Source organism: Segatella cerevisiae (assembly GCF_024054555.1).
Lineage (GTDB): Bacteria > Bacteroidota > Bacteroidia > Bacteroidales > Bacteroidaceae > Prevotella > Prevotella cerevisiae.
In genome coordinates this window covers 17,703-33,068 of record NZ_JAMXLY010000005.1, presented here as the reverse complement: position 1 = coordinate 33,068, position 15,366 = coordinate 17,703, and the positions used below count along the sequence as shown (strand labels likewise).

Annotated in this window: 12 protein-coding genes; 7 read left to right on the top strand and 5 right to left on the bottom strand. The window is 44.8% G+C overall.

All coding sequences use genetic code 11. The features are described from left to right. Positions 1–7: 7 nt before the first annotated feature. Together NG821_RS02335 and NG821_RS02330 are read right to left on the bottom strand one after the other, a co-directional pair. Entirely contained in the window at positions 8–802 is a 795-nt protein-coding gene (locus NG821_RS02335) for an EFR1 family ferrodoxin (protein WP_252760051.1), read from the bottom strand. 75 nt (positions 803–877) lie between these two features. Continuing rightward, positions 878–1,261 carry a DUF1573 domain-containing protein gene (locus NG821_RS02330; protein WP_252760050.1) on the bottom strand — a complete coding sequence of 128 codons (384 nt, stop codon included), beginning with the start codon at positions 1,259–1,261 and terminating at the stop codon, positions 878–880. Between the two features lie 148 nt (positions 1,262–1,409). Between NG821_RS02330 and aspS the strand changes: the two genes are divergently transcribed. The 7 genes from aspS to NG821_RS02295 all read left to right on the top strand — a co-directional run bounded on the left by aspS (position 1,410) and on the right by NG821_RS02295 (position 10,824). Beyond that, positions 1,410–3,170: an aspartate--tRNA ligase gene (gene aspS / locus NG821_RS02325; RefSeq protein ID WP_252760049.1), complete on the top strand. Its 1,761-nt coding sequence runs from the start codon at positions 1,410–1,412 to the stop codon at positions 3,168–3,170. Between the two features lie 238 nt (positions 3,171–3,408). Further along, entirely contained in the window at positions 3,409–3,678 is a 270-nt protein-coding gene (locus NG821_RS02320) for a winged helix-turn-helix domain-containing protein (RefSeq protein ID WP_252760048.1), read from the top strand. A 608-nt stretch (positions 3,679–4,286) separates the two neighbouring features. Then, positions 4,287–5,783 (top strand): xylulokinase, encoded by a 1,497-nt coding sequence (locus NG821_RS02315; protein ID WP_252760047.1) that lies wholly within the window; start codon positions 4,287–4,289, stop codon positions 5,781–5,783. Between the two features lie 27 nt (positions 5,784–5,810). Next, complete coding sequence (xylA, locus tag NG821_RS02310; protein WP_252760046.1) at positions 5,811–7,130, top strand: xylose isomerase; 1,320 nt, start codon at positions 5,811–5,813, stop codon at positions 7,128–7,130. A gap of 239 nt (positions 7,131–7,369) precedes the next feature. Continuing rightward, entirely contained in the window at positions 7,370–8,437 is a 1,068-nt protein-coding gene (locus NG821_RS02305; RefSeq protein WP_252760045.1) for a mannose-1-phosphate guanylyltransferase, read from the top strand. 55 nt (positions 8,438–8,492) lie between these two features. After that, positions 8,493–9,578, top strand: coding sequence for a GDP-mannose 4,6-dehydratase (gene gmd, locus NG821_RS02300; RefSeq protein ID WP_252760044.1), 1,086 nt, complete (start codon positions 8,493–8,495; stop codon positions 9,576–9,578). 28 nt (positions 9,579–9,606) lie between these two features. Then, positions 9,607–10,824: a GDP-L-fucose synthase family protein gene (locus NG821_RS02295; protein ID WP_252760043.1), complete on the top strand. Its 1,218-nt coding sequence runs from the start codon at positions 9,607–9,609 to the stop codon at positions 10,822–10,824. A 263-nt stretch (positions 10,825–11,087) separates the two neighbouring features. Here the strand turns inward: NG821_RS02295 and NG821_RS02290 are convergent, their stop codons facing one another. The 3 genes from NG821_RS02290 to NG821_RS02280 form a co-directional block, all read right to left on the bottom strand. Then, positions 11,088–11,729 carry a DedA family protein gene (locus NG821_RS02290; protein WP_252760042.1) on the bottom strand — a complete coding sequence of 214 codons (642 nt, stop codon included), beginning with the start codon at positions 11,727–11,729 and terminating at the stop codon, positions 11,088–11,090. A gap of 63 nt (positions 11,730–11,792) precedes the next feature. Next, the gene (locus tag NG821_RS02285; RefSeq protein WP_252760041.1) at positions 11,793–13,220 is read right to left on the bottom strand and encodes a tetratricopeptide repeat protein; all 1,428 of its coding nucleotides are present in this window, start codon (positions 13,218–13,220) and stop codon (positions 11,793–11,795) included. Next, complete coding sequence (locus tag NG821_RS02280) at positions 13,221–14,942, bottom strand: glutamine--tRNA ligase/YqeY domain fusion protein (RefSeq protein WP_252760040.1); 1,722 nt, start codon at positions 14,940–14,942, stop codon at positions 13,221–13,223. Positions 14,943–15,366 lie beyond the last annotated feature (424 nt).

The window sequence follows — 15,366 nt, the reverse complement described above, 5'->3', positions numbered from 1 at the left end:
ATGGAGATTATTTGAAATAATATTGTCCTTTATGCTTTGTACGCCGGCCATATTCTATAGCGTGGTGGGGACAATGATGATAGCAGTTGAAGCAACTCAGGCAGGAGCCGTCGTGCTTCCAATGTGGTTCTTCACCCTTTCCTCCCATCAAGTCTCCGGTGGGACAGACCTGAGCACAGATGCCACACCTCACGCAGCGGTCACTCACCACATGGAAGGGTTTGTCTGTAATAAGAACTTTCTCAAAGAATGCTCCGAGGAGCTGTGAGTTGATCCAGGACCAGCGGCCTTTATGTAAACGGAAAACACCCTCTTTCTTATCAAAGACCTCCTCGCAGATGACTTTCAGCATTTCATTGGCTTCGGTTTTCTTCTTGATCTCTTTTTCTTTCGTGTCAATATCCATGAACGGTAATCCTACATACGTCTCTGGCATGAGGATGGAATAAGCAGAGTCAACTTGATGAACATGGATACTTTTCAGTGACCGGTTAGCAGACAGAGCCTTGTTCAAATATCTGTCGACGGTTAATCCGATATTATCACCTGCCGTGACCACTGCGTAGGTAAAGGGTTTCTCTGCGCTTTCGACCGTGAGGCGGGATAGAAATGTTCTTACGATCGTTGGAACACGCCAGCCATGTACCGGGAAGACAAAGCCCATGCGTTCTCCCTTCTTGAGGATGAAGGGCTTTCTGCTTCCCATGACTTCCGGTATGGAAATCAGCACATCCTGGGTTGCTGCAGCTAATTTCCGGGCCACCCACTGAGAATCACCTTCTGCTGAAAAATAGAATATCATAGGTCTCTCCGTTAATATGAAAAATGGATAGCACGCCTCCATGCTATCCATTATAAATGATATAATTTTCTTAAATTATTTAGCTTCTTTCATGTTTCCCTCAATATAGAGACGGGTCATTTCAACAACACCATTGGTGCGGACCGTAATGGTCTTTTTAAAATGACCGGGAAACTTACCTTTACCATTATAGGTTACTGATAATTCTCCCTTTTGACCTGGCATAATGGGTTTCTTCGTGTAACTGGGAATGGTACAGCCACAACTTGCAACTGCCTGGTTGATAACTAATGGTTTATCTCCCTTATTTATAAAGGTGAATGTTGTTTTCTGAATGGGTTGGGACTCAGAAAAAGTGCCGAAATCATGAGATAGCCTGTCAAATTTGATCTCTGCTTGTGCACTGACACTTAAAGTGCAAACAAGCATTAATAGCATACTTAAAACTAACTTTTTCATATTGTTATCACTTGATTTATAATTCGTTCGATGCAAAGGTAAATAGAAAGTTTAGCATAAGTTCTGTTTTTTACAAAAATTAATGCTTTTATTTGGCATTTATCTTGATTTATTGTATTTTTGCAAATCAGAATTGAAAATACTTAATATGTATAGAACGAATACGTGTGGGGAGTTGCGCCTTTCGGACTCTGGAAAAGAGGTAACACTGGCCGGCTGGGTTCAGCGTTTAAGAAAATTAGGGGGGATGACTTTTGTTGATCTCCGTGATCGTTATGGTATTACCCAATTAGTTTTTAACGAAGCTAAAGACAGCGTGTTGTGTGATCAGGCTAATCAGTTAGGTCGTGAATATTGTGTTCAGATCAAGGGAATAGTCCGTGAACGTGCCAGCAAAAATCCTAAAATGGATACGGGCGATATTGAAATCATTGCTGAGGACCTCAACGTCCTTTCTCCAAGTTTGACACCACCGTTTACGATTGAGGATCATACGGATGGGGGAGATGATCTTCGGATGAAATACCGTTATCTTGACCTCCGGCGGCCTTGCGTAAGAAAAAATCTGGAGTTGCGCCACAGGATGACTATTTTAATTCGTAATTTTCTGGATGCTAAGAAGTTTATTGAGGTAGAAACGCCTGATCTGATCGGAAGTACTCCCGAAGGAGCTCGTGATTTTGTCGTTCCTTCCCGTATGAATCCGGGACAGTTCTATGCGCTGCCACAGAGCCCTCAACTTTTGAAACAACTACTGATGGTGGCTGGTTTTGACAGATATTTCCAGATTGCCAAGTGCTTCCGTGATGAGGACTTGCGGGCTGACCGTCAACCAGAGTTTACACAAGTAGATTGTGAGATGAGTTTTGTGGATCAGGATGATGTGATCAATCTGTTTGAAGAGATGTGCAGGATGCTTTTTAAGGAGATCCGTGGCGTCGAACTGCCTAAACTGCAGCAGATGACATGGCAGGAGGCGATGAGGCGTTTTGGCAGTGACAAGCCTGATCTGCGCTTTGGTATGGAGTTTGTTGAGCTTCAGGATTTCTTTAAAGGAAAAGGCTCTTTCAGTGTCTTTGATGAGGCAAAATATATCGGTGGTATCTGTGCTTCAGGTTGTGCCGGATACAGTCGTAAACAACTGAATGAACTGACAGATTATGTCAAGTCTCCGCAGGTAGGAGCCAAAGGACTTGTCTACATCAAGTATAATGCAGACGGGACCATCAAGAGTTCTATAGATAAGTTTTATACTGAAGATGTCCTATTGGATATCAAGGCCAAGATGGGTGCCAAGGACGGTGATCTGGTGCTGATACTGAGTGGTTCGAATGCAAATAAGACACGTATTCAACTCTGCAGTTTGCGCTTGTTGATGGGAAGTCGTTTGGGTTTGCGAGACAAGAACATATTCAAATGCTTGTGGATCATTGATTTCCCGCTTTTTGAGTGGAGTGAGGAAGAACAGCGATTGGTTTCCACTCATCATCCTTTTACGATGCCGAATCCCGATGATATTCCATTATTGGATGAGCACCCTGAAAGAGTACGTGCAAAGGCTTACGACTTTGTCTGCAACGGCACGGAAGTTGGAGGCGGAAGTATTCGTATCCATGATACCAAACTTCAGGAAAAGATGTTCAAGGTACTTGGTTTCACCAAAGAACGCGCTGAGGCTCAGTTTGGCTTCCTGATGAACGCTTTCAAATACGGAGCACCTCCTCATGCAGGACTGGCTTTCGGTTTGGACCGCTTCACCAGTATCCTCGCAGGTTTGGATAGCATCAGAGATACCATTGCCTTCCCCAAGAACAATAAGGGACGCGATGTGATGCTGGATGCCCCATCAGAATTGGATTCCAAACAATTGGAGGAACTGTCAATTAAGGTCGCTAAGACTGAAAAGTAATAAGGATTCCTTTTTTCTCCCGATTTCTTAATAAGTAAGGGAGGAAAAAGGAATTTTTTTTGATATAAGTCAAGAATTTTGTTCTTTTTTTCTCCTAATGGCTTTAATACGAAACATTTAGGTTAATAATAATGTAAATCTTAAAAAAAAGAACTATCTTTGTGACGAACTCATAAATAGAATAGGTGGACAGTTTTACTTTGGTAAAGGCCCTGACTAATTTTAAAGATTAACAAATATGAGAGAAAAGAAAACAAGAACAAGTGCTGCTAAGAAAACAGTATCCAAGGCAGCAGAAACGAAGACAGTTCTGGCATTGAACCCCGAGAATGCAGGATTCAAGGCAGGTGATGTTTATCAGGCACTTGCAGCCGCAGGAAAGGCCCTGACGGTAGCTGAGATTGCTAAGCAAGCAAAGATCAGTGAAGAAGAGGCCCTTCTGGGTATTGGTTGGCTCTTTAAAGAGGGCAAGATCAAAGACGAGGACAACAAATTGATCCTTGCTTAATACCACACTCTAAAAGGCCACAAATGTCATGGACATCTGCGGCTTTTTTTATACCCTTTTTTGAATGAGGTCTCACCTGTCTCAGATGAAGTGTCGAATGAGCGGTGTTTTAGATGAAAAGCAATGGGGTATATACCCTTGAAGTATTCGCTTCTACGGTAGCGAAGAGAGGAAGAATAGACCAAATATTCTCTTGTTTCCGAAGTTACCGATGCCTCCGGGACTGATACAGATGAAAGTTGTATAGTCCTATGTCTCACTTTGATCCGGTGAGAATCAGCGAAGGGATCTGTTTTTGTCTCATTTTATGTCCCATTTGTTTCTTTCATCCTATTTAGAGGACCCTTGACGTTGATTTGCAACATAAATGAAAGTTTATGAGACGTGATATCGCGTTTAATTCAAAAGATTTTGATACCTTTGCTTTATCTGATAGCAGACGGCTCCTCGTTAAAAGAATTGGTACGATGGTCTGATCTCGAATGACCTACCTGATCTAGATGACTGTCAAGGAATCAGTCAATATAACATGAAAATCAAAATAATCATTTAGGAGTTGAAAATCCAGACACGGGAGTTTAACCTTATAAAGAAACGAACACATATTTATGAATAGAAAATGTTTATTAGGCTTTGATGTCGGTTCATCATCTGTAAAAGTTTCATTGACAGATACAGAAACCGGTGAGACCCTTTCTTCAGCTTTTGCGCCGGAAAAAGAAGCACCGATGATTGCAGAAAAACCGGGATGGGCTGAGCAAGAACCGGAGTCCTGGTGGAGCTATGCCAAGACGGCACTGTTTGCCGCTATGAAGAAAGCCGGAATAGCAGGAGAAGACATAGAGGCGATAGGGATTTCCTATCAGATGCATGGTTTGGTCTGTGTAGATAAATTTCAGAAGGTCCTGCGGCCTGCCATCATCTGGTGTGATTCCCGTGCAGTTCCCTTTGGAGATAAGGCCTTCGAAGAATTGGGGAAGGAGAGATGCCTCGGACACCTGTTGAATTCCCCGGGGAATTTTACAGCCTCAAAACTGGCATGGGTGAAAGAAAATGAACCCGATATATTCGATCAAATAGATAAAATCATGCTTCCAGGGGATTATCTTGCCATGAAACTCTCCGGTCGCATCCAGACGACAATAGAAGGGCTCTCGGAAGCTGTTTTATGGGATTTCAAAGAGAAGGCACCGGCGAAATTCCTAATGGACTATTTTGGTTTTCCTGAATCCATACTGCCGGAAATCGTACCTGTATTTTCCCGTCAATGCACAGTCAGCCGTCATGCTGCAGAAGAGACAGGGTTAAAAGCCGGTACACCTATTTCTTATCGCGCAGGTGATCAACCAAACAACGCCGTCAGCCTGAATGTGTTCGATCCCGGAGAAATCGCTTCCACGGCAGGCACTTCAGGAGTTGTATACGGTGTCTTGGGAGAGGTCAACTATGATCCCGAAAGTCGGGTAAACACTTTTGCACATGCCAACTATACCCCTGACAAGAACCGTCTTGGTGTCTTGTTGTGCATTAACGGTACAGGTATCCTGAATGCTTGGGTACATCGGAATATCACATTGGACTTGAGTTATGCGGAAATGAACAGATTGGCGGCTGAAGTACCGGTAGGATCAGACGGTGTCATCATCATACCCTTTGGAAACGGAGCAGAGCGTGTCTTGCAGAACAGGGAGATCGGTTGCAGCATCCATGGGCTGAATTTCAACGCGCATAACAGGGCACATATTATCAGGGCAGAACAGGAAGGAATCGTCTTCAGTTTTTGCTATGGGATGGAGATCATGGCAAAGATGGGAATGAATATCAGTAAGATTCATGCCGGACATGCCAATATGTTCCTGAGTCCTGTTTTCTGTGATACACTGGCAAGTGTCAGTGGGGACTGCATCGAACTGTATCAGACTGACGGCAGCGTAGGAGCGGCCAAGGGGGCAGGTATCGGTGCAGGAATCTATAAAGATCACGATGAAGCTTTTGCCTCCTTGAAACGGTTGGCCGTTGTCGAACCTGACGAACATCATCGGGATGCCTATCTCAATGCCTATGCGAACTGGAAAGAACAATTGAATGAAATCATACAGAGTTAAACCTAGAACTATTAAATCAAAACAACTATGACAAAAGAGTATTTTCCGCAAATTGGAAAAATCCCATTTGAAGGGACGAAAACAAAGAATCCTATGGCTTTTCATTACTATGACCCTGAGAAAGTGATCATGGGCAAGAAAATGAAAGATTGGCTGAGGTTTGCTATGGCTTGGTGGCACACCTTAGGCCAGGCTTCATCGGATCAGTTTGGCGGGCAGACACGCACTTATCCGTGGGACAAAGCAGACACTGCCATCCAAAGGGCCAAAGACAAAATGGATGCCGGTTTTGAGATTATGGAGAAACTGGGTATTCATTACTTCTGTTTCCATGACGTTGATCTTTGTGATCCTTCTGATGACATCCAGGAGTACGAAGACAATATGAAGGCGATTACGGATTATGCCCTCCAGAAAATGAAAGTATTTCCGGATATTCATCTCCTTTGGGGGACGGCAAATGTTTTTGGAGACAAGTGCTATATGAATGGTGCTTCAACAAATCCTGATTTTGATGTCGTGGCCCGTGCTTGCGTACAGATCAAAAATGCCATTGATGCGACGATTAAACTTGGAGGGTCTGATTATGTGTTCTGGGGTGGCCGCGAGGGCTATCAGAGTTTGCTGAATACGGATATGAAGCGTGAGAAGGATCATTATGCTACGATGCTGGCTGCTGCCAGGGACTATGGCCGTTCTCATGGTTTTAAGGGGACCTTCCTGATAGAACCGAAGCCGATGGAGCCTACAAAGCATCAGTATGATACAGATGTAGAAACGGTTGTCGGGTTCCTCAGGGCTCATCATCTGGACAAGGATTTCAAGATTAACATAGAAGTGAACCATGCAACGCTTGCCGGACATACTTTCTCTCATGAGCTGGCCTGTGCTATAGATGCAGGCATGCTTGGATCCGTTGATGCTAACCGTGGTGACTATCAGAACGGCTGGGATACGGATCAGTTTCCTATAGACAATTGGGAGTTGACTCAGGCCTGGATGCAAATCCTGCGCAATGGCGGTCTGCATAATGGCGGATCAAATTTTGATGCTAAATTGCGTAGGAATTCTACGGATCCTGATGACATCTTTATTGCTCATATCAGTGGTATGGATGCCTTCGCTCGTGGATTGGAGAATGCTGCTGCCATTTTGACGGAGAGTCCTCTGCCTCAAATGCTAAAGGAGCGATATGCTAGTTTTGACCATGGGGAAGGTAAAAAGTTTGAAGATGGTGAGTTGTCTCTTGAACAGATCGTCGACTATGCCAAAGGTCATGGTAAACCAAAATTGATTTCAGGTAAACAGGAACTGTACGAGATGATCGTGAATTTGTACTGTAAATAATTTTATTTACAAATTGATCTGGTAAACGATTGTAAATAAAGGGAGTAGGACCATTTGGCCTTACTCCTGTTTCGTTCTATCCATAAAATGATTTTGTTTGGGAGGCAAGGTAATCGTATTTGTAACTAAACGGAAGTAATGACATTTTGTTTTCTGTTTGTGTCTGCCTAAAAATGATAAGATTATTTTGTAAGTTAGAAAAAATCAATTATCTTTGCATATCATAAAAATATACATTTATGACTCAAAATCATAATCACCTGGTAATTATGGCCGGAGGTGTGGGGAGCAGATTCTGGCCGATGAGTACTGTAGAACGACCTAAACAATTTATAGATGTCCTGGGGGTGGGACGCTCCTTACTCCAACTGACCTATGATCGTTTTGAGGGCATCTGTGATCCCCGGAATATATGGGTTGTCACGAATAAGAAATATGCAACCCTGGTAGAGCAACAGCTTCCTGAAATTCCAACCGGGAATATTTTGTTGGAACCATGCCGTCGCAATACGGCACCTTGCATAGCTTATGTGAGCTGGCGTATCAAATCCATGGACCCTAAAGCTAATATCGTGGTGACTCCTTCTGATCATATTGTCACAAACGGCTCTGAATTTCGGCGGAGTATACTTTCTTGTATGAAATTTACAAGTGAGACAGATGCGATTGTCACTTTGGGCATAAAACCTTCCCGGCCGGAAACGGGTTATGGCTATATCAAGGCTGATCTGGAATCCAGTAGCGCGCGGAATAGTGAAATATTCCGTGTGGATAATTTCCGGGAGAAGCCTGATTTGCAGACAGCCAGAAAATATCTTCAGGAAGGTGATTATTTCTGGAATGCAGGAATCTTTATCTGGCGGGTAGAGACTATTGTCAATGCCTTCCGGGTTTACCAACCTACTTTGTCGGCTGTCTTCGAGAGTCTGATGGATGTTTACGGTACTGAACATGAACAGGAACAGATAGATCTCCGCTATCCGGAATGTGAGAGCATCAGCGTAGACTATGCCATTATGGAAAAGGCAGAGGAAATTTTTGTGTTTCCAGCTGATATAGGGTGGAGTGATCTGGGCACCTGGGGCAATCTGCTGGCCCATACTCACCATGATCTTTATGGCAACAGTCTGATCGGTAAGAATATACAGGTGTTTGACACAAAAAACTGCATTATCCATACCACTCAGGAAAGAAAAGTGATTGTCCAGGGATTGGATGGCTATATCGTTGCAGAGAAAGACAAACAGTTGTTGATTTGCAAACTCTCGGATGAGCAGAGCATCAAGCAATACAATGGGCAATCATAAAGGAAAGAGCCTGGCCGATTGCTGTCAGGTGCAAGATTAATATAACACTTTGGACATGGAAAGAAGAGTAGCCCTTATCACTGGTATTACAGGTCAGGACGGGTCTTATCTGGCTGAGTTCCTGATCATGAAAGGCTATGAAGTGCACGGTATTCTCCGTCGCTCTTCATCGTTCAATACCGGCCGTATCGAGCACCTATATCTGGATGAGTGGGTGAGGGATATGAAGAAAAAGCGCCTGGTCAACCTCCATTGGGGGGACATGACCGATTCATCCTCCCTGATCAGGATTATCTCCGAGGTACATCCGACGGAGATCTACAACCTTGCTGCCCAGAGTCATGTCAAGGTGAGTTTTGACGTGCCGGAGTATACGGCTGACGTCGTTGGCGTGGGTGTGCTCCGCTTGCTGGAGGCTGTCCGCATCTGCGGTCTGACACATTCCTGCCGGATCTATCAGGCGAGCACTTCCGAACTCTTCGGGAAGGTCGTGGAGGTCCCCCAGAAGGAGACGACGCCTTTCCATCCCCGTTCCCCTTATTCGGTAGCTAAACTCTATGGCTATTGGATCATGCAGAACTACCGTGAGAGTTATGGGATGTACTGTTGCAACGGTATCCTGTTCAATCACGAGAGTGAGCGGAGGGGCGAGAACTTCGTCACCCGCAAGATCACACTGGCTGCCTGCCGTATAGCTGAAGGCTATCAGGACAAACTCTATCTGGGTGACTTGAGTGCGCGCCGTGACTGGGGCTATGCCAAGGACTACGTCCAGTGCATGTGGCTGATGCTGCAACAACCTGAACCTGACGATTTCGTCATCGCTACGGGTGAGATGCATACCGTCCGTGAGTTCTGTACGCTGGCTTTCCACGATGCGGGCATAGAACTCGACTGGAAGGGCGAGGGCATTGCCGAACAGGGTGTCGAGCGCTCTACTGGCCGGGTGCTGGTAGAAGTGGACCCGAAATATTTCCGCCCTGCAGAGGTGGAACAATTGCAGGGTGATCCTTCCAAGGCCAAGCGTGTCCTGGGATGGGATCCCCGGCAGACAACATTTGAGCAACTTGTCAAACTCATGGTCGACCATGACCGCAGTTATGTGAAGAAACTCTATCTGCGCGCTCAAATGCCGGAATGACATAACCGGAAAATAAACTTTATCAATCATGTCAGTATTGGATAAGAACAGTAAGATATATGTTGCAGGCCATCATGGCCTGGTGGGATCGGCCATCTGGAAAAACCTGGAGTCACGTGGCTACCACAACCTCGTGGGCCGTACTCACCGTGAACTGGACCTGACGGACCAGGATGCCGTGAAGGACTTCTTCGACCGTGAGCGTCCTGACGCCGTTGTCCTGGCGGCTGCCTTCGTGGGCGGCATCATGGCAAATTCGCTCTATCGGGCGGACTTCATCATGCAGAACATGAAGATGCAGTGTAACGTGATCTCCAATGCCTACAGCCATGGGGTGAGGAAACTTCTGTTCCTCGGTTCTACGTGCATTTATCCCAAGGATGCTCCCCAACCGATGAAGGAGGACGAACTCCTGACTTCTCCTTTGGAGTACACCAATGAGGAATATGCCATTTCCAAGATTGCCGGACTGAAAATGTGCGAGAGTTATAACCTGCAGTACGGCACGAACTATATTGCGGTGATGCCGACGAACCTCTACGGACCGAACGACAACTTCCATCTGGAGAACTCCCACGTGATGCCTGCGATGATGCGCAAGATCTACCTGTCAAGGTTGATCCATGAAGGCAACTGGGATGCGATCCGTGTGGACATGGACAAGCGTCCGGTGAACCCGAACGTGAAGTTGAGTGCTGTGATCGGTGAGGGCAACGTGGACGGGAAGAGTCCGAAGGACCGTATCCTGAAGGCGCTGTCATTCTATGGCATTGAAGACAACAAGGTCACCCTCTGGGGGACGGGAAAACCCCTGCGGGAGTTTCTGTGGAGTGAGGACATGGCGGATGCTAGTGTCTATCTGTTGCTGAACGTCGATTTCAGCGACATCATCGGCATCAAGAAATACTCGAGTGTTTTCTATGGTGTCAAGACCGACGGTCCCGTCAACCGGAACAACAGCGAAGGGCGCGGTGGAGCCATCCCTTCATTGGGAGAGATCCGCAACTGCCACATCAATGTGGGGACAGGCAAGGAACTGACGATTCGCGAACTGAGTGAGTTGGTGGCGAAGACGGTCGGTTTTCAGGGACAGATCATTTTTGATTCTTCCAAACCTGATGGTGTCATGCGCAAACTCATTGACGTGAGCAAACTCCATCGTCTGGGTTGGCATCATCGGGTAGAGATCGAAGACGGAGTGAAACGACTCTATGACTGGTATCAAGAGAGTTTGACCGGTAAATGATTCTGAGGAAGTCGAACACCGGACTTTAAATCTTTGGATAGACATTTACAACATAAAAAAGCGATTGTCCCTGTAGGATGATCGCTTTTCTTTTTCACTCTCTTTCAGATTCCCTGAGGCAAAAATGAATGAAGTAAGATGAGACAGAGGGGGAATAGAAGTTACACAAATCCGACACAAAGTGTGTCATTTTGATGAATGGGTAAAATCTCCTATACGTTAAAGTTGTACCACTTCATAAAGTAGAGTTGAAGTACACCTCCTTATTTTTCTCCGGTGATACGTTTGCGTCTTTTGATCAACCACCTGATAATCAGAAAAAGGCAGCCAGCTCCGACCAGAACGAAGATGACAGATTTGATACTCTCCATATAGAGTGCTATTTTGTCATCCAATTGCTCTTCAGGAACGATGGAATGGAGATACCATCCCAAAGCTGCCAGGATGCAATTCCATATACCAGCCCCAATCATGGTATAGAGGATAAACTTCCAATATTTCATCTTGCTCATACCGGCAGGTATGGAGATCAGATGCCGGATGCCGGGAATTAGTCTGCCGGTGATAGTGGCAACCATACCGTGTTTGTTGAAGTACCTCTCACTTCTCTCTATTTTCCCTTGGTTCAGAAGGCAGAGATGTCCGATTCTGCTATTGGCAAATTTGTAAATGACAGGTCTGCCAAGATAATAACCGGCAATATAATTGATCGTGGCACCGCAGGCGGCCCCGAGGACACCAAAGACAATAACCAGAAAGATGTCGAGATTTCCGGCAGCGGCATGATAGGCTGCGGGGGGAATGACGAATTCAGAGGGGACCGGAAGAACCGTACTTTCCAATAACATCAACAAGAAAACAGTCCCGTAATTCAAATCATTCAGCAATGAAGACAAAATACCCATACAAACAATATAATTAGAATAAGATCTTAGAAAAATAAATGGATTCGTATCGCGGCTTACCTGTTAGTGCAATGTTTCCAAGTAGGTCATGTATTGTGACGGTTCCATGCCATCAGGGAAAAATTTGCCTAATATTTTCTTGGCTTCTTTCGGATTTTTCTCAACCGCGATTTTCAGATACTTACGATATTCCTCGTCTTTCTGCAGTTCTCTGGCGCAGGCAGCAAGATAAGAGAACCCCTTGTTCCAGTTTTCATGGGGCGCAAGAAGAATGGTCTGGAACATTTCGTAGGCTGTCAGGAAAAGTCCGTTTTCGTAAAAGGACACTGCAGAACGGAAGAAAACTTGGGGAGATGTCGTATGGTCTATTGCTTCCTCATAGCATCGCTGACCTTCCTTATACATTTTGTTCTCGAGATAGATATGACCTTTGAGAACTTTCAATTCATCTTTGTCACAGTTAGGCATGGTCATCGCTTCATCAATATAGCGAATAGCCTCTTCCAGATGCCCGAGTTTACTCTCCGTGAAAGCCAACTGCTCGTAAATTTCTTTGATGTCAGGATTATCCTTATCAGAAAGCAGTTCCGCTTTTTTAATATGGATAAGAGCAGCACCGGGTCTGTTGAGATGAGACAAGGTAATTCCCAAAAAAAGTTCGCCCGTTTCACTGTCAGGGACCAACTGGGTATATTTCTTGAAAAATTTTTCAGCCTCGGCATAGTTGCCGAGAGAATACAGACCGTTTGCCTTATTCAGGATAGCCTCTTCATTCTCTGTATTGATGGCAATGGCAAATTCGCTACTTTGGATAGCATCCTTGTAGTCCCCCTGCAGAAATTGAGAAGAAGCCAACTTGTTCCACAGATCTTCAGAAAAAGGATTCTTCCCCAGCATTTCCTCGTAGATCTGATTGGCTTTGTCATAATCCCCTAATCCTACGGCTATGCTTGCATACAATTCTTCATAGTCGGACTGGGAAGTCTCTTTACATTTGTCCAGCCATTTCTTGGCCAAAGTGAAGAAACTGTAGTCTGAGAATAACGTCGCCACATCGAAATAGTAATCTTGAATGGAAATATCCTCTTCGTCTTCTTCAGCCTCGACAATAGAAATTTGGTCCAGAAGATAGCGGTCGGCTTTTTCCGGCTCTTGCTGGACGATCATGATCTCCGCATTGAGATAGAAATAGTCAGCGTCAGACTTGTCTTGAATCTTATCGGCATATTTCTTGGCTTTCTCAGCGTCATTCTTGACCAATAGAAAATACCTGGACAGAAAAGCCAAAGGTTCAATGGCACCTGGAAAGAGTTGTAGAGCATAGCGGGCACCTTCTAAGGCTTTCGCCTCATATCCGCTCGCCTGATAATATTCACAGATTCGGATCAGATCATCTGAATCCATGAAAATCTGCTCACCTTTGCCTCTCGCCTGTTCGTATTCCCTAAGTAACCGGCGGAAGTCAGGGGTATCGTAATAACTGTTTCTCATTCAGTCTTTTTTCTTCATTTTTGCCCAAGTATCTTTCAGGTTGACTGTTTTATTGTAAACCAGATGCTCGGGTGTGGAGTCCAGATCAGCCATGAAATAGCCGATTCTCTGGAACTGGAGGTATTCTCCGGGTTTCTTTTCTGCAGCGTAATCCTCCACGAAGCAATCATTCAGGACATGCAGGCTGTCGGGATTCAGTAGTTCTCTGAAATCGCGTTCATCGGACGACGGATCTTCTATCGTAAAGAGTCTGTCGTATTCCCGAATCTCAGCCTTATGACAGTGGTCTTGGCTGACCCAATGGAGTGTTCCTTTGACCTTCCTGTTGGCACCCGGCATTCCGCTTCGGCTCTCAGGATCATAGGTTGCTTCTATCTCGATGACCCGTCCTTCAGCATCTTTCTTGCAACCTGTACATTTGATGATGTAGGCATTCTTCAGACGCACTTCTTTTCCCGGAGTCATGCGGAAGAATTTTCTAGGAGCATCCTCCATGAAGTCGGCACGTTCTATCCACAGTTTCTTAGTAAACTGGATGGTATGGCTGCCGGCTGCTTCGTCTTCGGGATTATTGATGGCGACCATGTCTTCTGTCTTATCTTCAGGATAGTTGGTGATCACCAGACTTACCGGATCCAGTACGGCACTGACACGGATGGCACGCTCATTGAGGTCTTCGCGTACGCTAGCCTCCAAGAGCGCAATATCATTGAGGGCATCGAATTTTGTATACCCAATAGAATCTATGAATTTACGGATACTTTCAGGTGAAAAACCTCTTCTCCGCATCCCGCACAATGTCGGCATCCGGGGATCATCCCACCCATTGACAAGTTTTTCATCCACTAAGGTGTGGAGTTTGCGCTTTGACATGACCGAGTAAGTCAGGTTCAATCTGTTGAACTCGATCTGTCGTGGGCGGTTATCATCCATTTTATCATCAGTGCCGTCCATTTCCTTGAGAAAGTCGACGAAGAGATTATACAAGGGACGGTGAGGGACGAATTCAAGTGTGCAGATGGAGTGGGTGACACCCTCGAAATAATCGCTTTGGCCATGGGCGAAGTCATACATCGGATAACAGTGCCATTTGGTACCGGTACGGTGGTGAGGAGTTTGGATGATTCTATAAATGATAGGGTCACGCAGCAGCATGTCCGCATTCGCCATATCCAGTTTGGCGCGGAGCACCATAGAACCTTCTACAGCTTCAGCCGTGTTCATGTGTTGAAAGAGGCGCAGGTTTTCTTCTATCGGGCGGTCTCTGTAAGGACTTGCTGTCCCAGGAGTCGTCGGAGTGCCCTTCTGCTCGGCAATCTGTTCACTGGTCTGTTCATCGACATAGGCTTTGCCCTGCCGGATCATCCAAATGGCGAAATTCCATAATTTCTCGAAATAGTCAGAAGCATAATAAATATGTCCCCATTTAAAACCGAGCCATTTGATGTCATTGAGGATATTTTCTACGTATTCATTATTCTCCTTGCTGGGATTCGTATCATCGAAACGAAGATTACAGACACCATGATATTTTTCGGCAATCCCGAAATCCATACAGATGGCTTTAGCATGGCCGATGTGCAGATACCCATTAGGCTCAGGCGGGAAACGAGTCTGTATACGTCCCCCGTTTTTACCTTTTGCAAGGTCTTCCTGAACGAGTTTTTCTACAAAGCTGATGCTTTTCTTTTCTTCGCTATTTTCTTCTTTTTTTATAGCCATGACGATAAAACTATAGATAATTACAATTCATTGCAAAGGTACTAAAAGATTGTATATACCCAAAGGTTCAGTAATAGTTTTTTTTCTTTATGTGAATGAAGGTTTATATTTCGAAGAAAACCCTAAGAATATGTTTTTAAACATATAAAAGAATTTGCAGAAGAAAAAGAAATATTTTACCTTTGTAACATTATCCTGAATACAATCTTTTTACCTTAAAAAAGCTAATACCTATTGAGATAAGCGTTCTCCTTTGTGAAAAGGGGAACGCTTCTGTTTTTTCAGCATTTGGAACTCGCCCTTAATTTATTAAAATAATTAAAAAATCAATGAAAGTTGAGGATGTTATTTTTGTATGTTCCTAACTTTACTTGAGATGATTTTTTTAGGATTTCGTATCGCCCACATCCTATAACAATAAAAA

Excerpts from the sequence above, each read along its gene's own strand:
- NG821_RS02280 (WP_252760040.1), bottom strand. The coding sequence starts at position 14,942 with ATGGCTATAAAAAAAGAAGAAAATAGCGAAGAAAAGAAAAGCATCAGC.
- NG821_RS02295 (WP_252760043.1), top strand. The coding sequence starts at position 9,607 with ATGTCAGTATTGGATAAGAACAGTAAGATATATGTTGCAGGCCATCAT.
- NG821_RS02335 (WP_252760051.1), bottom strand. The coding sequence starts at position 802 with ATGATATTCTATTTTTCAGCAGAAGGTGATTCTCAGTGGGTGGCCCGG.
- NG821_RS02330 (WP_252760050.1), bottom strand. The coding sequence starts at position 1,261 with ATGAAAAAGTTAGTTTTAAGTATGCTATTAATGCTTGTTTGCACTTTA.
- NG821_RS02320 (WP_252760048.1), top strand. The coding sequence starts at position 3,409 with ATGAGAGAAAAGAAAACAAGAACAAGTGCTGCTAAGAAAACAGTATCC.
- NG821_RS02315 (WP_252760047.1), top strand. The coding sequence starts at position 4,287 with ATGAATAGAAAATGTTTATTAGGCTTTGATGTCGGTTCATCATCTGTA.
- aspS (WP_252760049.1), top strand. The coding sequence starts at position 1,410 with ATGTATAGAACGAATACGTGTGGGGAGTTGCGCCTTTCGGACTCTGGA.
- NG821_RS02290 (WP_252760042.1), bottom strand. The coding sequence starts at position 11,729 with ATGGGTATTTTGTCTTCATTGCTGAATGATTTGAATTACGGGACTGTT.
- gmd (WP_252760044.1), top strand. The coding sequence starts at position 8,493 with ATGGAAAGAAGAGTAGCCCTTATCACTGGTATTACAGGTCAGGACGGG.
- NG821_RS02305 (WP_252760045.1), top strand. The coding sequence starts at position 7,370 with ATGACTCAAAATCATAATCACCTGGTAATTATGGCCGGAGGTGTGGGG.
- xylA (WP_252760046.1), top strand. The coding sequence starts at position 5,811 with ATGACAAAAGAGTATTTTCCGCAAATTGGAAAAATCCCATTTGAAGGG.
- NG821_RS02285 (WP_252760041.1), bottom strand. The coding sequence starts at position 13,220 with ATGAGAAACAGTTATTACGATACCCCTGACTTCCGCCGGTTACTTAGG.